This window comes from Streptomyces sp. NPDC048623 (genome assembly GCF_040650755.1).
Classification (GTDB): Bacteria; Actinomycetota; Actinomycetes; order Streptomycetales; family Streptomycetaceae; genus Streptomyces.
Window position 1 is genome coordinate 188,480 of the sequence record NZ_JBEZHV010000004.1, and the last position, 20,245, is coordinate 208,724.

Sequence of the window (20,245 nt, forward strand, 5' to 3'; positions counted from 1 at the left end):
TCATGCCGACCCCCATGCCGACCCCCATGCAGAATCCCCTGCGGACCCCCATGCGGATCATCTGCGTCGCCGGTGCGCGGCCCAACTACATGAAGATCAAACCCGTGTTGGACGGCCTTGAGGCACACGGCGCCGAGACCTTCCTCGTCCACACCGGCCAGCACTACGACCCGGCCATGAACGACGTCTTCTTCCGCGACCTCGGACTGCGCCCGCCCGACCGCTTCCTGGGCGTCGGCTCCGGCAGCCACGCCACCCAGACCGGCCGGGTCATGGCCGCCTTCGAACCGCTCGTCGGCGAACTCGCCCCGGACCTCGTGGTCGTCGTCGGCGACGTCAACTCCACCCTCGCCTGCGCCCTCGTCACCGCCAAGGCGGGCCCCCTGCTCGCCCATGTCGAGGCGGGGCTGCGCAGCCGCGACTGGACCATGCCCGAGGAGGTCAACCGGCTCGCCACCGACCGGGTCAGCGACTATCTGCTCGCCCCCTCCGAGGACGCCGCCGACAACCTGCGCACCGAGGGCTACCACGCCGACCAGATCCATGTGGTCGGCAACGTCATGATCGACACCCTCTTCGCCAACCTGGAGCGGGCCAAGGCCTCCGGCACCCTGGCCGGACTCGGGCTCGTGCCCGGCTCGTACGGCCTGGTCACCCTGCACCGGCCGGCCAACGTCGACGACCCCGAGATCCTCGCCGGCCTGCTCAAGGGGCTCGGCGAGGTCGCCGCGCACTGCCCACTGGTGCTGCCCGTGCACCCCCGGGCGGCCGAGAAGATCGACGCGATCGGGGCACCCGGCGGCATCCGGCTCGTCCCGCCCGCCGGCTATCTGGACTTCATCGCCCTCCAGGCCGGCGCCCGGATCGTGCTCACCGACTCCGGCGGCGTCCAGGAGGAGACCACCGCGCTCGGCGTGCCCTGTGTGACCCTGCGGGACAACACCGAACGCCCGATCACCGTCGAGCAGGGCACCAACGTCCTGGCCGGCCGCGACCCGGACCGGATCCTCGCCACCGCCCTCCGGCTCCTCGACGACCCGCCGCCGCCCCGCCGCCCCGCGCTCTGGGACGGCCGGGCGGGGGAGCGGATCGCCCGGGTGCTCCTGGAGGGCGGCACGGCGGCCGGCCGCCCGAGGCCCACCGACGTCCGCTGAGCGCCCGTGTGGTGATCGCGAAGGGCTCACGCCCGCTCGCGATCCCACCTATTCTCATCAGCGGTACGGCAGTTGAGCAGCCGCCGCCCGGGAGGGCGCGCAAGGGGGAATGCCATGGACCTCGCAGAGATCTTCCGGGTCATGTGCCGGCGGTGGTACGTCCTGCTGCCCGGGCTGCTGCTCACCGCCGGGCTCACGGTCGGCGCGTGGCTGCTCGTGCCCGTCTCGTACGAGTCCCAGAGCACCGTCGCGATGCTCAACTCCCGCAAGGGCGCGGCGGCCGACGGCAACCCCTTCCTCAGCATGGAGCCCTCGCTCACGGGCATGGCCGACAGCCTCGCCCGCAACGTCAACTCCGACGCCTCGGCCGCCGAGCTGAAGGAGAAGGGGATGCGCGAGAAGTACGAGGCGAAGATCGCCGACAACGCGCAGGGACCGCTGCTCTGGCTCACCGTCACCGGCAAGGACCGGGACGCGGTCCTCGCCGGGAACAAGACCCTGATGGCGTTCACCACGCAGCGGCTCAGGGACCTCCAGGCGGACCAGGCAGTCGCCCCGGACGCCATGATCCGGATCACCACGATCGTCCCGCCGCAGGACCCCGAGCCCCAGCTGAAGTCCAAGGTGCAGTACCTGATCATGGCGGCGGGCCTGGGCATCGTCCTCAGCCTGGTCGCGACCTTCTTCGCCGAGGCCCGGCGCCGGGCCAAGGACCGGGCCAGGGACCGGGCCACGGAGCGGGCACGGGCGGAGGCCCGCGAGGCCGCTGCCGAGCAGCCTCAGGAGCCCGCGGCCGCTGACGAGTACGTCGACGAGTACGAGGTCGAGCACGCGGACGACGAGGAGGGAGCGGCCCAGGCCGGAGACCCGCAGGCCCAGCCCCCGCAGCAGCCCGACCAGCCCACCGTCCAGCTGCCCCTCCTGCCCGTCTCCGAGCGCCGCCCCGCCAAGCGACCGCCCTCCTGGGCCAAGTGACGGGATCCCCACCACCCATGGCGAACGACACCGCAGCACCGGACGGCCTCGGCACCAAGGTCCGCTCCGCGACCCGCTGGAGCCTGATCAACACCGTGGTGATGCGGCTCGGCAACTTCGCCACCGGCATCGTCCTGGTCCGCTACGTCCTCGACCCCGCCGCCTGGGGCGTCTACGGCGTCGCCCAGACCGTCCTCATGGTCCTGCTCTCCGCCAACGAGCTCGGCGTCACCCTCGCCGTCGTGCGCTGGGAGGGCGACGTGCGGCGCTTCGCGCCCACCGTCCTCACCCTCGGCGCACTGTCCAGCTCCCTGCTCTACCTGGCCCTGTTCGCCGCCGCCCCCGGCGTCGCCGCGCTGCTGGGCGCGCCCGAGGCCAGTGCCGTCCTGCGCGTGATGTGTCTCTGCCTGATCCTGGACGGCCTTTCCCAGGTGCCCGCGGGCGTGCTCACCCGCGAGTTCCGGCAGGGCCGCCGGATGGTGATCGACGCCCTCAACTTCGTCGTCAGCACCACCGTGACCCTGGTCCTCGCCCTCCAGGGCTGGGGCGCCATGAGCTTCGCCTGCGGCGCCGTCGCCGGCAACGTGGTGGCCCTGGCCGGCTGCGCGCTCGCCGCCCCCGGCATGCTCCGCTTCGGCTGGGACGGCGAGCAGGCCCGGGCGCTGCTCCGCTTCGGCCTGCCGCTCGCCGGGGCCAGTCTGCTCTCGCTCGCCGTGGTCAACGCCGACGCGATGATCGTCGGCGCGGTCCTCGGCCATGTCGCCCTCGGCTTCTACATGCTCGCCTTCAACATGGCGGGCTGGCCCGTGCGGGTCATCTCCGAGACGGCGCGGCGGGTGTCCTTCGCCGGCTTCTCCCGGCTCGCCGACACCCCCAAGGCCCTCTCCGACGGCTTCGCCCGCGCCCTCGGCGCCCTGATGACCGCCACCGTGCCCGCCTGCGTCCTGCTCGGCGCGCTCGCCGGACCCCTGGTCGAGCTGGTGTACGGGGCGAAGTGGCGGCCCGCCGCCGAGGCGCTGCCGTGGCTGATGGCCCTCGGCCTGGCGAGGATCGCCGCCGAGCTGACGTACGACTGCCTGGTCGCGATCGGCAGGCGCCGCGCGCTGCTGCTCATCCAGGGCCTGTGGCTGGTCACCCTGGTGCCGGTGCTCGTGTTCGCGGCCCGCGCCGGGGACATCGAGACGGTCGCCGCCGGCCATGTGGTCGTCGCCGGGGCCGTCGTGCTGCCCGTCTTCCTGCTCGCCCTGCGGCGCGGCGGGATCGCCGTCCGCGCGCTGGTCCGGGTGTGCGTACGGCCCGTGCTCGGCGGCCTCGTGATGGCCCTGGTCCTGGTCGTGCTGCGGCAGCGCCTGGGGGAGGGGGTGCTCGCCGTGTGCGCCACGAGTGTCATCGGCCTGGTGTGTTACGCGCTCTGCGCGCTGCCCGCCCGCACACTGGTGCGCGGCGCACGCGCCCGGCTCGGCCGGAACCGGGCGGGGCGGCCGGAGGAGGCCGCCGCCGACCCCTCCGTACCGGCACAGAAGCGGCCGGTCGCACCGGCCCGTGAACGATGAGGTGAGACCCCTGGCCCGACCCCGTCGCCGCAAGGCCCTCGGCGCGGCGCTGCTCGCCGCCGTCCTGCTGTTCGCCCTGTTCACCCTCACCGGGCTCGGACAGAAGGCGCTCTGCCTGGGCGGCGCGGCGCTGTGCGACTCCCGCGCCATCACCGCCTCCGGCGCCGACGGCGGTCCGTCCGGCACGGCCGACGACGGCAAGCCCGCCGCGCCCAAGGGCTGCGCACGGCCCCGCGACTGCGGCTACCCGGACGAGACCACCACCGGCCCCCGGACCACGACCCTGACCCCGCAGAGCACCGGCAACGCGGCGATCCGCACCGACGGCACCGTGATCCGCGGCTGGGACATCACCGGCTCCCTCGACATCTACGCCAACAACGTCACCGTCATCGACAGCCGCATCACCTCCACCAACTGGTGGGGCATCAACCTGCGTCCCGGCTTCTCCGGGCTGAAGATCATGTACACCACGATCACCGCCGTGCCCGGCAAGGGCCCCGACAACGGCGGCTCGGACTACGCGGTCTCCAACATGTCCACCAGCTCGATCGAGATCGGGTACTGCGACATCTCCGTCTTCGGCGACGCCCTCTCCATGGGCCAGGGCGAGATCCACGACAACTACGTGCACGACATCACGCCGTTCAAGAACCTGGACGGCGAGTGGCAGCACACCAACGCCGTGATCAGCAACGGCGGCGGCAAGGGCAAACTGACGATCCGTCACAACACCTTGCTCAACCCGACCCCGGTCGAGAAGGGCGCCTCCGCGGCCGTCGGCCTCTTCGCCGACAGCGCGCCCGTCACCGGCACCGTCGTGCGCGACAACTGGCTCGCGGGCGGCGCCTATACGCTCTACGCGGGCGGCAAGGACTCCTCGGGCATCGAGGTCACCGGCAACGTCTTCTCGCCGCAGTACTACCCGCACGGCGGCAAGTACGGCGCCGTCTCCTACTGGAACCCCACCGGAAAGGGCAACGTCTGGCGGGGCAACCGGATGGCCGACGGCACGCCCGTGAACCCGCCGCCGCCGAACTGAGGGTCTCCTGCGGGTCTTTCCTGCCGTCGCCCGGAAAGTGCGAGGTCACGTTCCGGGCATCGGCCTGATAAATCCCCTCATCCGGCGATACGGTGGGCCGCGACCCCACCCCGCCTTTCCCGACCCCAGGTGGTTGATGCGATGTCCGGCCTCCGCGCCCTCCGCAACCGTTTCGTCGACGCGCCCGACTCGCTCGGCGAACGCTTCCGCGCGGCCCGCTGGGAGCGGTTCCGGAACTGCTTCCCGGGCATCGAGGAGATGCGGGTGGTCGACCTCGGCGGCACCGCCGACAACTGGCTGCGCTCACCGCTCCGCCCGAAGCAGGTGCACCTGGTGAACCTGGAGGCGCACCCCGCCGAACTGCCGGACTGGATCAGCGCCGAGATCGCCGACGTCACCGCGCCCGAGATCCCGGACCGGCTCGGCACCTTCGACCTCGTGGTGTCCAACTCGACCATCGAGCACGTCGGCGGCCCGAGCCAGCGCCGCCGCTTCGTCACCGCCATCGAGAAGCTCGCCCCGCTGCACTGGGTGCAGACCCCGTACCGCTACTTCCCGGTCGAGCCCCACTTCCTCGCCCCCGGCTTCCAGTTCCTGCCGCTCGCCGCCCAGGTCAGGCTGATCCGGCACTGGCCGCTCACCCACAGCCGCCCCGGCAACCCCGACGAGGCCATGGACGCCGTCGTCAACATCGAGCTGCTCACCCGGACCGAGATGCGCCATCTCTTCCCCCGGTCCGTGATCCTCGACGAGCGGGTGGCCGGCCTCACCAAGTCCCTCACCGCCGTCCGCACCCGGGCCTGATGCGCCGGGTCCTCAGAGCCCCCTGGGAGCTGCTCAAGCGGCGCTTCGGGTGGCTCGTCCTGTACGAGCTGCGCAACAAGGTGCTGCTCGCGCCCACCGCCCGCCGGCTGCGGCGCGTCGAGGACGCCGAGACCGCCCGGCTCGCCGGGGTCCTCGGGCGCCGGCCACGGGCCGAGGTCGCCACCGTCATCGCCACCCACCGGCGCCCCGAGGCGCTGCTGCGGGCCGTGCGCTCGGCGCTCGGCCAGACCGTGCGCGACCAGATCGTCATCGTCGTCGACGACGGCGCCGGACTGCCCGAACTCCCCGACGACCCACGCCTGTTCGCGGTCTCGCTCGCCCGCAACACCGGCGTGGCGGGCGTGGTGCGCAACATCGGGATCCGGCTGACCTCCTCGGCGTACGTCGCCTTCCTCGACGACGACAACCTGTGGGAGCCCGAGCACCTGGCGGAGGCCCTCGCGGCCCTCCGGTCACCCGGCGGCCCCGACGGCGTCTACACGGCCCTGCGCCGGGTCCGTCCGGACGGCACCGACATGGACGTCCTGTCGGTGCCCTTCGACCGGCGCCGCGCCGCCCACCGGGCCTTCCTCGACACCAACGCCTTCGTCGCCCGCCGGACCCCGGCCCTGCGCTTCAGCCGGCTCCGCCGCACCCCCGAGGTGCTGCCGCGCGAGGACTGGGAGCTGATCCGCCGCTACGCGCGCCGCCACCGGGTGGTCCATCTGCCCCGGCCCACCGTGCGCTATCTGGTGAACCCGGGCAGCTTCTACACCTCGTGGAAGGACTGAGGGGCCCCGAGCAGCGCTTGTGCGGCGGCCCGCGCGGGCGCCCGGCCGAGGGCCGCCCGGGACAGTTCGCGCAGCAGCACCGCGCCGCGGAACGCGGCCGTCGCCGCCGGCCCGTGGCGCCGCCGGTAGAGCCGCACGCGGTTGACGCAGAGCAGCGACCACAGGCGCGGCGAGACCCGGGACTCCCCGCCCAGGTGGGTGGCGAGGGCGTCCGGTTCGAGCCGGGTGGCGAGCCCGTGGTCCCGGGCCCGCAGGCAGTACTCGGTCTCCTCGGAGTAGAGGAAGAAGGACTCGTCCCACGGGCCGCAGGCCGTCACGCACTCCCCGGACAGCGCCATCAGCGCGCCGGTGGCCCAGTCGGCCGTCGTACGGCCCCGGTAGGCGGCCGGGGCGGTGACCAGCTCGCTCAGGCGCGGGAAGCGCCCGGCCCGCCGGTTGCCGAGCACGGCCTCGCCGAGTGCCCGGCTCAGGCTCGACTCACGGCGCAGCGAGTGGATCAGGGCGCCGTCCTCCTCGTACAGCAACGGGACCGAGATCCCCACCCGCGAGCCGTCCGGCAGCGGGGTGCCGAGGGCCTCGACGAGCGTGGCGGCGCAGCCCTCGGCCATCCGGATGTCCGGATTGCAGATCAGCACCGCCCGGCAGTCCTCGTCCCACTCGGCGGCGGCGCGCAGGGCCGCGTTGACCCCGAAGGCGTAGCCGCCGTTGCGGCCGGTCTCCACGACGGTGGCGTCCGGCGCCAGCGCCCGGACCACACCGACCGTGTCGTCCGAGGAGGCGTTGTCGGCGACCACCAGGCGCCAGTCCAGGCCCTTCATCCCGGCCGGCAGGGATTCGAGGAAGCCGGGCAGGACGGCCGCGCTGTTCCAGGTGACGACGAGGACGGCGACGGGACCGGCGGCAGCCGGTTGCTGATGGTGCATCAAATCTCCACGAGACGAGGGGAGTCAGGGGCAGGGGAAGAACCGGTGGTACGGGCGGAGGGCGCGGACCCCGGGGCCGGCGCGGCCGGCGCGGCGGCGCGCCCGGGCATCGCCTTCGCTTCCGGCTCCGCCTTCGCCTCCGCCTCGCGCCGTACGAAGCCCAGGCAGCTGCCGCCCAGGCCGATGAGCAGGAAGAACACACCCGCGAACATCGGGAAGCTCAGGGTGTCGAAGGTCGCGCTGATCACCAGGGCCACCATGGCCGAGGCGAAGAAGGCCTGGCCCAGCTCGCGGTCCGACTCGGTGCGCGCGAGCCGCCGCACCGCCCCGCCGTTGTGCACCCCGGAAAGGCCCAGGAGCAGCAGACAGGCCACGCCCAGGGCGCCGAGCTCCGCCACGGTCAGCAGATACTGGTTGTCGGTGAAGAAGTAGCGCTCCGGAGTGAACGTGCCGAAGCCCCGGCCGAGCACCGGGTCCTGCAGGAAGTACTCGTAGATCTTCGGGTACTTGATGGTGCGGGCCTGGGTGCTGCTGTCCGCGTTGTTGAGGCTGCCGGAGAAGAGGCCGGTGATGGTGCCGATCAGCCCCGGCACCAGGACCTTGAACACCGCCACCGATCCGAGCAGGATGCCGATCGCCGTCCACCGCCGCTGCGGCTTCCACCGCGGCACCATGATCAGCACCACCACGGCGACCCCGATGATCGAGGTACGGGACACCGTGAGCGGCAGCCCGCCGCCGAGCAGCACCACCGGCGCCCAGCGCTTGAACCGGCCCAGGTGCTCGCGCGCCGGGTCGAAGGCGTGCCAGATCGCGAACGGCAGCAGGATCGCCAGCATGCCGCTGAACTCCAGGGGATGCGCGGTCAGCGAGCGCGGCCGGGTGAAGGAACCGCGGTCCATCACCTCGACGCTCGCGGTGCTGGAGCTGAGGCCGGGGATGCGCAGCAGATCGGCGATGTTGGTGCCGGTGAAGAAGTCGTACAGGCCGAGCGCCGCCACCACCGACCCCATGACCACCAGGCGCCGCAGCAGTACGTCCAGGCGCTCCCGGTCCTGGATCCCGGCCGTCGCAAGCACCACGAGCGCCACCCACACCAGGAGCACGATCAGCCCCCGGTCGGCCGCCAGGATCTCCTTCTGGGTGCTGATCCGGTCCTGGTTCGCGATGTACGACATCAGCACCGTGACCGCGAGCACCAGGACCACCAGGCGCATCGGGCGGGTGCCCGGCGCGGGCGCGATCCGGCCCAGGCACCAGGTCGCCAGGAACCAGAACAGGCCGAGCAGCGCGAACACGTTCGCCGGAGTGCCCGCGCCGCCGAGCGCCGGAAGCGCCAGATTGGACGGCAGGAACAGCGCGAGCGCCAGATAGCCGGTGAGCACCGCCGTCGCGTCCAGCGGCCGGGTCAACGCCACCCGCAGCCGCCCGGCACCGGGCCTCACCGCCGGGGCGGTGTCGTGGAAGCCCGCGAGCCCCCGGCCGCGCCGCCGCGCCGCCGAGCAGGTCTCCACCACGAACGCGAGCACGAAGGCCCCCGCCACGCCGAAGACGACGACCGCGGCGACCTTCTGGTAGCGGGACTTGGGCTGCGACACCGGCTTCTGCGGCGGCACGATCCGCGCCGACTGCACGTAGTAGCCGTCCGGCACCCGGGCCTGCTCCTGCAACTGCTGCAACTGCTCGGCCGCGTAGTCGGTGAGCCGGCGGGTCTCGTCGAGCACCCGGTCCCGGTCGTCGCCCTTGACCGTCAGGGTGAGCAGCGGCCCCTCCGCCTGCGCGGCGAACTCCACCCCGTACTCGTCGGTGATCCCGTGCCCGCGCAGCACCTCCACCGTCTCCGCGGACTGCAGCGCCCGGATCAGCACGTCGGCCGTCCCGATCAGCGAACCGCTCGCGTACGCCAGGGTGTTGCCGTAACTCGGGGCGGGCCGGGCCACCCGGCTCGAGTTGAGCAGCGCCAGCTGGCTCTGCGACTCGTACGTCACGGGGACCGTCGTGTAGAGGTAGCCGCCCGCGAGCAGGCTGAGCAGTGTCATCGGCACCATCACGTACCAACGCCGGCCCAGCACACGGAAGATCTCGGCGATGCTCACGAACCCTCCCCCGGTTCCCCTCGGTGCTGCCAGTATCGGTGCTGATGGACAGAGACGTGCTGACTCCCGAAGCGCTGGCCCGCGTGCTGCTGCGCCGCTGGTACGTGCTGCTGCTCGCCGCGCTCGTCACGGCCGCCGCCTGCTACCCGGCGCTGCGGCCGGCACCGCGCTACCAGAGCTCCGCGGTGCTCGTCGTGAAGCCGCCGCGCACCGACAACCAGCCCAACCAGCTCACCAACCTGCAGCCCTCGCTCGCGATGGTGTCCTTCGCCGTCGTCCAGCGGCTCCAGTCGCCCGCCGGGCTCGCCGAGTTGAGGGCGGCCGGGGTGCACGGCACCTACCGCCTCACCCCGCGCAACAGCGGCACCAGCGCCACCCCGTACTACTCCATCCCCACCCTGCAGATCGAGTCGGAGCAGTCCGCGCCCCAAGAGGCCGACCGCGTGGTCCAGTTGGTCATCGTGGTCTACGGACGGCACCTGAAGGCCCTCCAGGCCGAACAGAAGGTGCCGGCCGCGTCCCTGCTCACCGTCGACCTGGTCAACCGCCCCGGCACCGTCGCCCTGCCCCCCAACCGCACCCGCGCCTACGCCGGGACGGGCGCGCTCGGCACCCTCGCCGGGGTGATGTGCGCGCTGTGGACCGAGCGGTACGCGACCGGCCGGCGCCGCCGGGAGGCCGCGGCGCCATCTAGCGCCCGTCACCGTGCTCCGTGAGCCGTCCGTCCTTCTCCTCGTACAGCGCACCGGTCTCCGGGCACTCCCACAGGCCGGGCCGCTCCGGGTGCGCGGTCAGCCGGACCCCGGCCTTTCCGACCCAGCCGGCCTGCCGGGCCGGGACGCCCATCACCAGGGCGAAGTCGGGCACGTCGGCGGTCACCACGGAACCGGCCGCGACCAGCGCCCAGCGCCCGATGGTCACCGGCGCCACGCACACCGAGCGGGCGCCGACGGCGGCGCCGTCGCCGATCACCACCGCGACCGGCTCCCAGTCGCCGCCCCGCTTGAGCCTGCCGTCGGGGTCGACGGCGCGCGGGTTGTGGTCGTTGGTGAGGACCGCCGACGGGCCGACGAAGACGCCGTCGCCGAGCACCGCCGGCTCGTACACGAGGGCGTAGTTCTGCAGCTTGCAGTTGTCGCCGAGGGTCACGCCGGGGCCGACGTAGGCGCCCCGGCCGATCACGCAGTTCTCGCCGAGGCGGGCGTCCTCGCGGATCTGGGCGAGCTCCCACACGCTGGTTCCGGCGCCGACGACGGCCTTCTCGTCGACCTGGGCGGTGGGCTGGACCCGGTGGTTCACGGACGTGCCTTTCTTCGAAGGGAGGGGGGCAGACGGCTCAGATGCCGCGGCGCTTCCAGGACCGCCACCACAGCCACTCGCGGCCCCGCTCGGCCACCGCCGACAGGATGAGCGGCTGGAGGTACGGCATGGCGCGGGCGCCGATCCGGCGGCGCAGCCGCAGCGCCCGGAACTCCGGGAGCGTCTCGGCGTCCGGCCGGCACTCGCGGGCGAAGGCGACGAGCTCCTCGACCGGGACGACCTCGGTGCGGCCCCGGTCGTAGGCCCGGTAGGCGCGCCGCAGCGCCTGGCGGGCCAGGCGGGTGTCGACGAGCCCGGCGAGCCGGCGGGCCTGGGGCAGCTGATCGGCGCACTTGTCGAGGACGGCGGTGAAGGCGGCCCGGCGCTGCCGGATGTCGTCGAGCTGCCCGCCGAAGTCGGTGGTGGACATGTTGTTGCCGTGCACCCGGTAGAAGGCCTGGTCGGCGCCGCGGACATAGCCCACGTCCGCGTGCGAGGCGAGCCGCATCCACATCTCGATGTCGCCCGCGTGCGGCAGCTCCGGGTCGTAGCCGCCGACCTTCCGCTGCAGGCTGGTGCGGACCACGACCTCGGGCGAGGTGATGCAGCCGGTGCCCTCGCGGAAGCGCCGCTCCAGCCACCAGTGGCCCGGGTAGACCACGGAGCCGGTGGAGCGGGTGCGGGCCGCCGGGAGCGGCCCGCCGTGCCGGAACCTCAGTGGCCGCCCGTAGCAGAAGCCGGCCTCCGGGTGGGCGTCGAGCAGGGCCGCGGCCCGGACGAGCGCCCCGGGGACCAGCCGGTCGTCGGCGGACAGGAGCACGACGTAGTCGCCGTCCGCCCACTCGAGCAGGCCCTCGTTGTAGGTGGCGATATGGCCCTTGTTGCGTTCGTGGACCCGCACCTCGATCCTCGGGTCGGAGGCGGCCAGCTTCCTGGCCACCTCCGCCGAGTCGTCGGGGGACGCGTCGTCGATGATCAGCACCCGCACGTCGAGGCCGGGCTGTTCGTCGAGCACGCTGCGTACGCAGTCGGCCAGGAAGTGGCCGTACTTGTAGCAGGGGATCACGACGCTGACAGAGCTCATGTGGTGCGTTCCCCGATTTCGTTCGGTCGGTGGGTCAGTTGCTGGTCGTGAGGACCGGCGCGACCCAGTAGTTGGTGGAGTTGTAGGAGCTGTTCGGGAAGGCGGATGAAGCACCGTACTTGTACAGGCCGTTGGCCGTGACGCTGCCGTCCGCGAGGGCGGACAGCGGGTAGTTGAGCCGCGCTCCGGTGAAGTACTGCGGATCGGAGGCGTAGTTGCCGTTCGGCGCGTGGTACGACACCACGTAGGTGGTGTCCGCGGTGATGTCCACCGGGGTGCTGAAGGTCATCGTCTGCCAGCCGGTGGCCGTCTCGCCGGTGAAGGTGCCGGTCGCGAGCAGAGTGCCCCCGTCCGTCCACAGGCTGCCGGTGTGGGTGCCGGTGTTGGTGGCGCCCTTGTAGAAGGTGACTCCGGTGACCTTGCCGTTCAGCGCCGACCGGAAGCGGGTGCCCAGCTCCAGGGAGTTCCCGTCACCGGTCTCCGCCGCCTTCGCGGGCACGGTGTCCGCGCTCCACAGAGTGCACGGGCAGGTCACCGCAGGCGGGGTCGCGCTGGTGGTGAAGGTCCAGGTCACCGGGTCGGGCATGGCGTTGCCCCACAGGTCGGCGGCCTGCACCGACGCCGTGTACTCGGTACCGAGGGCGAGCTGGCTGCCGAGCGTGAACGCTGCGGTCTTCCCGTCGCCGTCGAGCGCGGCCGTGCCGGGGACGGTGGTGCCGCCGGGACCCTTCACCGTGAACACCAGGCTGCTCGCGTCGATGCTCTGGCTGAAGGTCGCGGACAGCGGGCTGGTGATGGACACCCCGGTCGCGCCGGGAGCGGGGGTGCGGGCGGTGACGACCGGCGGGGCGGTGGCGGCCGAGCCGGTCTCCAGGATCGCGTCCACCCAGTAGTTGCTGCCCGCCGACTGCTGCGACGGGAAGCCGCTCGTGGAGCCGTACTTGAAGACGCCGTTCCCGCCGTCCGTGCCGGACTGCAGCGCGGTCAGCGGCGCCAGGCCCGCGCCCTTGCCGGTGAAGTAGCCAGCGTCGTAGGAGTATCCGCCGTTCGGCGCGAAGTACGAGGCCACATAGGTGGTGTTGGCCTTCACCGGCACCGCGTTGGCGAACTTCAGCTCCTGCCAGCCCGAGGCGGTCTCGCCGCTGAAGGTGCCGGTGGCGAGCAGCTGCCCGGTGGCCGACCACAGGCTGCCCTTGTGGGTGCCGGTGTTGGCGGCCGACTTGTAGAAGCGGACGCCGGTGATGGTGCCGGGGACCGAGCTGCGGACCTTGACGCCCAGCTCGACGGAGCTGCCGTCACCGCCGTTGACCGTCTCCGGCGCGGCCGAGGCCGGCCACACCGTGCACGGGCACTGCTGCTCGGCCACGGTCAGCGGCACGGTGGTCACGGCGCCGATGTTGACGCTGTCGTCGACGGCACGCACCTTGAGCTGGACCGGTCCCTGGGCGATCGGGGTCCACTTGTAGCTCCAGGTGCCGGTGCCCTCGGCCGCCTTCCAGGTGGTGCCGCCGTCGGTGGAGACCTCCACGCGGGCCAGCACGCCGCCGCCGGTGTCGGCCGCGGTGCCGGTCACGGTGATCTGCCGCAGGGCCGGGACGGAGGCGTTCGGCGCGGGGCTGGTGACGGTGACGGAGGGGCCGGTGGTGTCGCTGGAGGCGGTGGCCGCGACGAGCCCGGCCTGCAGGGTCTTCGGCTGGATGCCCATGTCGGCGAGGATGTTGACCGTGGCCTGCTGCATCCGCTTGTCCTCGGTGACCACGCCGCCGTTCGGGTCGGCGGTCGGCACGTTGGTCAGGCCCCAGGACCACTGGACGGTGCCGGTGCCGAAGACGAGCGCGTGCGAGGTCGGGTCGCGGAAGGCGACCAGGCTGTGGGTCGCGGTGCCGTTGCCGTAGGTGTTGCCCCAGTCCATCAGGTACTTGCCGTCGGCGATCTCGACGGTGGTCGAGGAGAGCCGGATCTCACCGGCGGGCCGGGTCGCGTTCTCCACGTCGCTGTCCCACTCGTAGCCGAGGGTGCCGGCCGGGAAGGTCGCGACCTGGCTGCCGGTGAGCCCGGCGACCGAGGTGTTGCGCCACAGGCGCATCTTTCCGTACGCGGCCGGGACGGTGATGGCGTCGTTGCGCGAGCCGTTCACCTGGAACATCGAGCCGGTGAGGATGTTCATCGGCCGGTACGGCTCGCCCTCCTTGGTGCTGTCCGGGTCCATCCAGGTCCCGGTCCACACCGGGCTCGGGTCCGCGACGCCGTTCGGCACCGGGAACTTGAGCTTGGTCTCCTTGTAGCAGACCAGGGTCCGGTCGGGTGTGTTGCTGCCGTCGATGCTCGGTTCGAGACGCGTCTTCCAGAAGATCTCGTTGCCCGCGAAGTACGTCTGGTGCTGGCCCGCCGTGCGGGCGTTGAGCACGTTGGTGAACTGCTCCTGCGTCCAGTACTCGTCATGTCCCGAGGACATGAACATCGCGTGGTTCCCGAGGAGTTGGGCGCCCCGCGTGGCGGTGTCCAGGCCGGCGACGTAGCTGAGGTCGTAGCCGTTGCGCTCCAGCCACGCGATCATCTCGTACTCGGAGCCGTAGATGCCGTTCTCACCGCCGATGTCCATCGGCCGGTTGTAACTGACCTTGTACGCACGCCCGTCGGGCGCCGGGCCCTGCCCGTCGTAGAGGTTGGTGCCGCCCCAGTCGTTGTACGCCTGCCAGGTCTGGTCGGAGGTCTGCACCAGGACCTGGGAGTGGCTGGCGTCGTTGCGCACCACGAACGGGTACGGCATGAGGCCGTTGCCGTCCGCCTGGTCGAAGTTGGCGACGTACAGTCCGGACACGGCGTCGGCCGGCACCGTCCAGCTCGCGTTGGCGGCCCAGTTGCCGCAGTCCATCAGGCCGGTCGGGGCGTCCTTCAGACAGCTCGGACGGGTCGTCGTGTACGTGGCCGGGTAGGTCTGCGCGGACTGCGCCGGCGTCGACACCAGGCGGGCGCCGTCACCGCCGTACCAGCCGAGCCGGTAGATCTTCACATGGAACGAGGACGGCGACTGCACCTTGAACTGCAGCGTCTCACCGGCCTGGAGGCTCGCCTTCACCGGGAAACCGGCGATGTCACCCCAGGAGCTGCCGGCGAACCAGTCCGACATGGGCGTGCCCGGCTTGGAGTTCTCGCAGACGATCGGGTTGCTGCCCGTGCCGCACGGGTCGGTGACGGCGCTCGCCTGTCCGCTCGCCGGCAGGAAGAGCGCCGTCAGGGCCGCGGCCAGGGCGAACACGGCGCCTCTGGCCCGGCGGAATGGGTTCTGCATCGCTGTACCTTTCACGGGCAGTGCAGGTCCCGGCCTGAGGCCGGGGCAGTGGGGGAGCGGGCCCCTGGGGCCGGTCCTCGGGGATGCGGAGGTGGACCGGCCGTGGGCGTCACGCCCTGACGTCAGTCCAGGGCATTCACCAGCGCGTCCACGACCCGCTGCTGCTGGTCGTGGGAGATCTGCGGGAAGAGGGGCAGCGAGAGGATCTCGTCGGCCGCCCGTTCCGCGTGCGGGAAGTCCCCGCGTGCGTGACCGAGGGAGCGGTACGCGGGCGTGAGGTGCACCGGCTGCGGATAGTGCACGCCCGCCCCGATGCCGCTCGCGTTCAGCTTGCCCACCACCGCGTCCCGGTCGGCGCCCGGCACGCGCAGCACGTACAGATGCCAGACGTGGGTGTTGTCCTCGGCGGTGACCGGGCGGACCACCCGCCCGGCCTCGGCGAGCGGGGCGAGCAGCTCGTCGTAGCGGGCGGCCGCCGCCCGCCGGGCCTCGTCGCCGGCCGCGAGCCGGCGCAGCTTGGCCCGCAGCACCACGGCCTGCAGACCGTCGAGCCGGCTGTTGAACCCGGGCACGTCGTGCCGGTACTTCGCCACCCCGCCGTGGTTGGCGATCGCCCGCACCAGGGCCGCGGCCTCCGGGTCGTCGGTGAGCACCGCGCCCGCGTCGCCGTAGGCGCCGAGGTTCTTGCCCGGGTAGAAGCTGGTGGCGGCGATGCCCCCGCTGCCCGGGGTGCGCCCGGCGCGGCTCGCGCCCTGGCTCTGCGCCGCGTCCTCCACGACCCGCACCCGCTCCGGCAGGGCGGCGGTGAGCGCGGCGACGTCCGCGCACTGCCCGTACAGATGCACCGGCACCACGGCCCGGGTGGCGGCGCCGACGGCGGCGAGCGCCGCCCCGGTGTCGATCAGGAACGTGTCGGGGGCGCAGTCGACGAGGACCGGGCGCGCGCCGGTGCGGGCCACGGCCCCGGCGGTGGCGATGAAGGTGTTGGCGGGAAGGACCACCTCGTCGCCCGCGCCGACCCCGCTCGCCCGCAGCGCCAGCTCCAGCGCGTCGGTGCCGTTGGCGACGCCGACCACCTGCGCGATCCCGCCGAACTCCGCGTACTCGCGCTCGAAGGCGGCGACCTCCTCGCCGCCGATGAACGCGGTGTTCGCGAGCACCCGCTCGAAGCCGGTGCGTATCTCCGCCTCGACCTCCGCGTGCGCCGCCTTCAGGTCGACCAGGGGGATGTGGTTCATCAGCGGTTCGCTCCTCGAGCCGGTACGAGTGGGGCGGCGGCGTCCTGCGCCGCGAGCTGTTCGAGCGCCGGGGCGGACGCGGGGCGCAGCAGGCGGGCCGGCGAGCCGGCCCACACCTCGCCGGGCGGTACGTCGGAGAGGACCACGGAGCCCATGCCGACCAGGGACCAGGCGCCGATCTCGGTGCCCTCGCGGACCATCGCCCCCGCCCCGAGGTAGGCGCCGCGGCCGACCCGGACGGTGCCCCCGAGCCGTACGCCCGAGGCGAGCGTGGCGAAGTCGCCGACCTCGTCGTCGTGGGTGAGCACGGTCTGCGGCATCACCGCGACGTGCCGGCCGACCCGCACGGCCGCGGTGAGCACGGTGTGCGCGAGCAGCACCGTGCCGGGGCCGAGCACCGAGCTCGCCGAGACGACCGCGGTCGGGTGCACCACGGTGGCGTAGCGGTCGTCGGGCAGGCCGAGGCGGGCGACGATCCGGGCGCGCGAGGCGTAGTCGCGCGGGCTGCCCACGCACACCACGAACGAGGCGTCCTTCAGCTTGCGGATCCGCTCGGTGCCGCCGAGCACGGGTGCGCCGTCGACCACGCAGCCCTGCAGCGCCGGGTCGTCGTCCAGATGGCCCGCGAGCGGCAGGCCGGCGGCGCGGGCGGCCTGCGCGGTCTCCCGCGCGAAGCCGCCCGCCCCGATGATCACGAGCCGTGCGCTCACCGACGTGCCGCCGCTTCCCGCAGTGCCGCGACCACCCGGTCCTGCTGCTTCTCGGTCAGGGTGTGGAACAGCGGCAGGATCAGCGAGTCGCGGCTGATCCGCTCGGTGACCGGCAGCGGCGCGGCCGGATGGCCCTCGTACGCCGGTTCGAGATGGCTCGCCATGATGCCGCGCCGCGCCGAGATGCCCGACTCGGCGAGCCGGGTGAGGAGTTCGTCCCGGGCCACCGGGAAGTCCTCGGCGAGCAGCACCCAGTACGACTGGAAGTTCCCGGTGCCGTGCGCCGGGTCCCGCACCGGCTCAAGGCCCGGCACATCCGCGAGCAACTCGGTGTAGCGGGCGGCGAGTTCCCGGCGCCGGGCGACCAGGGCGTCCAGCTTCTCCAGCTGGGCGAGGCCGACGGCCGCCTGGATGTCGGTCATCCGGTAGTTGAAGCCGGTCTCCAGATAGCTCTCCAGGACCGGCGTCCCGCTCGCGTGCCGGTCGGCCGCCGACACGTTCATGCCGTGCTCGCGCAGCCGGCGCAGCCGCGCCGCCCAGGTGGCGTCGTCGGTGGTGACCATGCCGCCCTCGCCGGTGGTGAGCAGCTTGCGCGGGTGGAAGGACCAGGCGGCCAGCAGCGCGCCCCGGCCGACGGACGCGCCGTCGACGGTGGAGCCGATCGCGCAGGCCGCGTCCTCGACCAGGGGCAGCCCCCAGCCGTCGCAGGCGGTCCGCAGCGCCTTGACGTCGGCCGGCACCCCGGCCTGGTGGACCACGAGCACCGCCTTGGTGCGCCCCGTCCTGACCGCGTCCACGGTCGCGGCCGTGAGGTTGCCGGTGGCGAGGTCGACGTCCGCGAAGACCGGCTCGGCGCCCACGTACCGTACGGCGTTGGCGGTGGCGATGAAGGACAGCGACGGGACGATCACCTCGTCCCCCGGGCCCAGGCCGAGCGCGACGAGCGCCAGGTGCAGGGCGGTGGTGCAGGAGCTGACGGCCACGCCGTGCGCGGCGCCGACCCGCTCCGCGAAGGCCCGCTCGAAGGCGGCGACCCGCGGACCCTGCGCGACCCAGCCGGACCGCACCGCGTCGGCCGCCGCGTCGGCCTCCTCGTCGCCCAGCCACGGCACCATGACCGGGATTCGTACGGGCTCCGCGGCCGCCTTCTCCGGGGCCGCTTTCTCTGGGGCCGCCTTCTCGGCGTCCGTCGCGGTCGCGCCCTTCTCGGCCCGCCACCAGTCGACCAGGTCCTTCAGGCCCGTCCGCAGATCGATCTCGGCCTTGAAGCCCAGCCGCTCCTCGGCCAGCGTGGTGTCCGCGAGCCGCCGGGTCACCCCGTTGACCGCGCGCGCCGGGCCGTGCACCGGCTCCAGGTCCGAACCCATCACGTCGAGGAGCGCGTCCGCCAGTTCCCGCAGCGAAGTCTCCGTCGCCGAGGCCACGTTGAATACCTCATCGGTCAACCCGGGCCGCGCCGCGAGGATGTTGGCGCGGGCGATGTCGCGGACGTCCACGAAATCCATCGTCTGGGTGCCGTCGCCCAGGATCAGCGGCGGCTCGCCCGCCTCGATCCGCTCCATCCAGCGGATCAGCACCTCGGTGTACAGACCGTGGATGTCCATCCGCGGCCCGTACACGTTGAAGTAGCGCAGCGCCACGTAGTCCAGGCCGTACATCGCGTGGAAGCTGCGCAGCATGCCCTCGTTGAAGGCCTTCGCCGCCCCGTAGAACGTGTCGTTGTTGTACGGGTGATGGCGCTCGGTGGTCGGGAACGACTCGGCCAGGCCGTAGACGGAGGCCGAGGACGAGGCGATCACCTTGCCCACCCCGGCCGCCGCCGCTGCCTCCAGGACGTTGAACGTGCCGTCGACCATCACCTCGTTGGCGAGCCGCGGCTCCTCCGCGCACTGGGTGATCCGGATCGCCGCCAGGTGGTAGACGAGATCGGCGCCCTCGGTCACCCGGCGCACCGTCGCCGCGTCCCGGATGTCGCCCTCGACCAGGTCCACCCGCCCGCTCGCCATCGCCCGGGCCAGATTGGCCCGCCGGCCGCGCACGAAGTTGTCGAGCACGACCACCTCGCGCGCGCCCCCCTCGACCAGCAGGTCCGTCACATGCGAGCCGATCGTCCCGGCACCGCCGGTGACCAGGATCCGCTTGCCCTCGAAGTCGCTCATCGCCGTTCTCCCGTAGCCTCGTTCACACTCTTCAGCGACCGGTCGGCACCGGACCGGAGACCCACGACCGCGCCGCGGAACTCCAGGCTCCGCGAGGCCGCCTCCAGAATGTCCAGGACCCTCAGGCCCGCCCGCCCGTCGGTCAGCGGCGCCCGGCCCTCGGTGATCGCCGCCGCGAACTCGTCGACCATGCTCCGCAGCGCCTCCCGTTCGCCGATCGCCGGCGCGACCATGTCGCCGCTGCGGTACGAGATCAGCGCCTCGCGCCGCTCGTCCGCCCCCAGGTCCTGCGGCGTCGCCAGATCCACCCCGCGGTCGAAGACCGCGACCCGCTGCGCCGGATTCAGGTCGTCCCAGACCAGCGTGCGCTTGGCCCCGCCGACCATCGTGGTGCGCACCTTTGTCGGCGACAGCCAGTTCACGTGCACATGCGCGATGGCCCCGGTGTTCAGCTGGAGCGTGAGGTACGTGATGCAGTCCTGGCCCGCACCGATCGGGTCCGCGCCGTGCGCGGCGACCGCCACCGGCTCCACGTGCTCGGGCAGGATGAAGTCCAGGATCGACAGATCGTGCGGGGCCAGGTCCCACAGCACGTCGATGTCCTTCTGCACCAGACCCAGGTTGATCCGCACCGAGTCCACGTAGTGGATCTCGCCCAGCGCGCCCTCGTGCACCAGCTCCCGGATCTTCGCGACGGCCGGGGTGTAGCAGTAGGTGTGGTCGCACATCAGGGTCAGGCCGCGCTCCTCGGCCTCCGCGACCAGGCGCGCCCCGTCGGCGTAGGTGGTGGCCAGCGGCTTCTCGACCAGAACGTGCTTCCCGGCGCGCAGCGCGGCGAGCGCCACGTCCAGATGGGTTCCGGCCGGGGTGGAGACGGCGACGGCCGCCACCTCCGGGTCGGCGAGCACCGCCGCGTAGTCGGCGGTGGCCCGCACCGTGGAGTACCCGCCGAGGACCCGCTCGGCACGCGCGACATCGAGGTCGCACAGCCAGCGCAGCCGGAACCGCTCGCTGGCCTGGAAGTTGCGCACCAGATTGGGCCCCCAGTAGCCGGCGCCTATGACGGCGACTCCCAGCCGCTCGTCGGGTCGGTCGGCGTCGTTCAATGTGTTCCCCTCCATACAG

The 20,245-nt window shown here is 72.7% G+C and carries 16 protein-coding genes; 7 read left to right on the forward strand and 9 right to left on the reverse strand.

All coding sequences use genetic code 11. The features are described 5' to 3' along the window. Positions 1–2 precede the first annotated feature (2 nt). The 6 genes from wecB (at position 3) to AB0C73_RS07990 (ending at position 6,319) form a co-directional block, all read left to right on the forward strand. A complete protein-coding gene (wecB, locus tag AB0C73_RS07965; RefSeq protein WP_362525980.1) occupies positions 3–1,154 on the forward strand; it encodes a UDP-N-acetylglucosamine 2-epimerase (non-hydrolyzing) in 1,152 nt (383 codons plus the stop codon). A 114-nt stretch (positions 1,155–1,268) separates the two neighbouring features. Beyond that, a complete protein-coding gene (locus tag AB0C73_RS07970; RefSeq protein WP_362525982.1) occupies positions 1,269–2,129 on the forward strand; it encodes a chain length determinant protein in 861 nt (286 codons plus the stop codon). A 17-nt stretch (positions 2,130–2,146) separates the two neighbouring features. After that, on the forward strand, positions 2,147–3,682 hold the full coding sequence (locus AB0C73_RS07975) for an oligosaccharide flippase family protein (protein WP_362525985.1): 1,536 nt from the start codon (positions 2,147–2,149) through the stop codon (positions 3,680–3,682). Further along, positions 3,672–4,724, forward strand: coding sequence for a hypothetical protein (locus AB0C73_RS07980; protein WP_362525988.1), 1,053 nt, complete (start codon positions 3,672–3,674; stop codon positions 4,722–4,724). Before AB0C73_RS07975 ends, AB0C73_RS07980 begins: the two co-directional genes overlap by 11 nt. 141 nt (positions 4,725–4,865) lie before the next feature. Next, on the forward strand, positions 4,866–5,528 hold the full coding sequence (locus tag AB0C73_RS07985) for a class I SAM-dependent methyltransferase (RefSeq protein ID WP_362525993.1): 663 nt from the start codon (positions 4,866–4,868) through the stop codon (positions 5,526–5,528). Continuing rightward, a complete protein-coding gene (locus tag AB0C73_RS07990) occupies positions 5,528–6,319 on the forward strand; it encodes a glycosyltransferase family 2 protein (protein ID WP_362525995.1) in 792 nt (263 codons plus the stop codon). The genes AB0C73_RS07985 and AB0C73_RS07990 overlap by 1 nt, the downstream gene beginning before the upstream one ends. Here AB0C73_RS07990 and AB0C73_RS07995 read toward each other — a convergent pair. Both AB0C73_RS07995 and AB0C73_RS08000 read right to left on the reverse strand, forming a co-directional pair. Then, a complete protein-coding gene (locus tag AB0C73_RS07995) occupies positions 6,298–7,242 on the reverse strand; it encodes a glycosyltransferase family 2 protein (RefSeq protein WP_362525998.1) in 945 nt (314 codons plus the stop codon). The genes AB0C73_RS07990 and AB0C73_RS07995 overlap by 22 nt on opposite strands. After that, a complete protein-coding gene (locus AB0C73_RS08000; RefSeq protein ID WP_362526001.1) occupies positions 7,242–9,338 on the reverse strand; it encodes an O-antigen ligase family protein in 2,097 nt (698 codons plus the stop codon). The genes AB0C73_RS07995 and AB0C73_RS08000 overlap by 1 nt, the downstream gene beginning before the upstream one ends. Positions 9,339–9,394: 56 nt before the next feature. Here AB0C73_RS08000 and AB0C73_RS08005 point away from each other — a divergent pair, with 56 nt between their 5' ends. Then, positions 9,395–10,054, forward strand: a complete 660-nt coding sequence (locus tag AB0C73_RS08005; RefSeq protein ID WP_362526003.1) for a Wzz/FepE/Etk N-terminal domain-containing protein — start codon at positions 9,395–9,397, stop codon at positions 10,052–10,054. Here the strand turns inward: AB0C73_RS08005 and AB0C73_RS08010 are convergent. The 7 genes from AB0C73_RS08010 to AB0C73_RS08040 all read right to left on the reverse strand — a co-directional run bounded on the left by AB0C73_RS08010 (position 10,029) and on the right by AB0C73_RS08040 (position 20,241). Continuing rightward, positions 10,029–10,637, reverse strand: a complete 609-nt coding sequence (locus AB0C73_RS08010; RefSeq protein ID WP_362526006.1) for an acyltransferase — start codon at positions 10,635–10,637, stop codon at positions 10,029–10,031. The two genes, AB0C73_RS08005 and AB0C73_RS08010, sit on opposite strands and share 26 nt — an antisense overlap. A gap of 37 nt (positions 10,638–10,674) precedes the next feature. Next, positions 10,675–11,721: a glycosyltransferase gene (locus tag AB0C73_RS08015; protein WP_362526008.1), complete on the reverse strand. Its 1,047-nt coding sequence runs from the start codon at positions 11,719–11,721 to the stop codon at positions 10,675–10,677. Between the two features lie 34 nt (positions 11,722–11,755). Further along, entirely contained in the window at positions 11,756–15,013 is a 3,258-nt protein-coding gene (locus AB0C73_RS08020; RefSeq protein WP_362526011.1) for a DUF4082 domain-containing protein, read from the reverse strand. A 122-nt stretch (positions 15,014–15,135) separates the two neighbouring features. Then, a complete protein-coding gene (locus AB0C73_RS08025) occupies positions 15,136–16,251 on the reverse strand; it encodes a DegT/DnrJ/EryC1/StrS family aminotransferase (RefSeq protein ID WP_362526014.1) in 1,116 nt (371 codons plus the stop codon). Continuing rightward, positions 16,251–16,961 (reverse strand): acetyltransferase, encoded by a 711-nt coding sequence (locus AB0C73_RS08030; RefSeq protein WP_362526016.1) that lies wholly within the window; start codon positions 16,959–16,961, stop codon positions 16,251–16,253. Before AB0C73_RS08030 ends, AB0C73_RS08025 begins: the two co-directional genes overlap by 1 nt. Then, on the reverse strand, positions 16,958–19,120 hold the full coding sequence (locus AB0C73_RS08035) for an aminotransferase class I/II-fold pyridoxal phosphate-dependent enzyme (protein ID WP_362526019.1): 2,163 nt from the start codon (positions 19,118–19,120) through the stop codon (positions 16,958–16,960). Before AB0C73_RS08035 ends, AB0C73_RS08030 begins: the two co-directional genes overlap by 4 nt. Next, on the reverse strand, positions 19,117–20,241 hold the full coding sequence (locus AB0C73_RS08040) for a Gfo/Idh/MocA family oxidoreductase (protein ID WP_362526021.1): 1,125 nt from the start codon (positions 20,239–20,241) through the stop codon (positions 19,117–19,119). The genes AB0C73_RS08035 and AB0C73_RS08040 overlap by 4 nt, the downstream gene beginning before the upstream one ends. Between the last annotated feature and the right edge of the window lie 4 nt (positions 20,242–20,245).

Coding starts and splice junctions, on each gene's coding strand:
- wecB (WP_362525980.1), top strand. CDS start 3: ATGCCGACCCCCATGCCGACCCCCATGCAGAATCCCCTGCGGACCCCC.
- AB0C73_RS07970 (WP_362525982.1), top strand. CDS start 1,269: ATGGACCTCGCAGAGATCTTCCGGGTCATGTGCCGGCGGTGGTACGTC.
- AB0C73_RS07975 (WP_362525985.1), top strand. CDS start 2,147: ATGGCGAACGACACCGCAGCACCGGACGGCCTCGGCACCAAGGTCCGC.
- AB0C73_RS07985 (WP_362525993.1), top strand. CDS start 4,866: ATGTCCGGCCTCCGCGCCCTCCGCAACCGTTTCGTCGACGCGCCCGAC.
- AB0C73_RS07990 (WP_362525995.1), top strand. CDS start 5,528: ATGCGCCGGGTCCTCAGAGCCCCCTGGGAGCTGCTCAAGCGGCGCTTC.
- AB0C73_RS07995 (WP_362525998.1), bottom strand. CDS start 7,242: ATGCACCATCAGCAACCGGCTGCCGCCGGTCCCGTCGCCGTCCTCGTC.
- AB0C73_RS08015 (WP_362526008.1), bottom strand. CDS start 11,721: ATGAGCTCTGTCAGCGTCGTGATCCCCTGCTACAAGTACGGCCACTTC.
- AB0C73_RS08020 (WP_362526011.1), bottom strand. CDS start 15,013: ATGCAGAACCCATTCCGCCGGGCCAGAGGCGCCGTGTTCGCCCTGGCC.
- AB0C73_RS08025 (WP_362526014.1), bottom strand. CDS start 16,251: ATGAACCACATCCCCCTGGTCGACCTGAAGGCGGCGCACGCGGAGGTC.
- AB0C73_RS08035 (WP_362526019.1), bottom strand. CDS start 19,120: ATGAGCGACTTCGAGGGCAAGCGGATCCTGGTCACCGGCGGTGCCGGG.
- AB0C73_RS08040 (WP_362526021.1), bottom strand. CDS start 20,241: ATGGAGGGGAACACATTGAACGACGCCGACCGACCCGACGAGCGGCTG.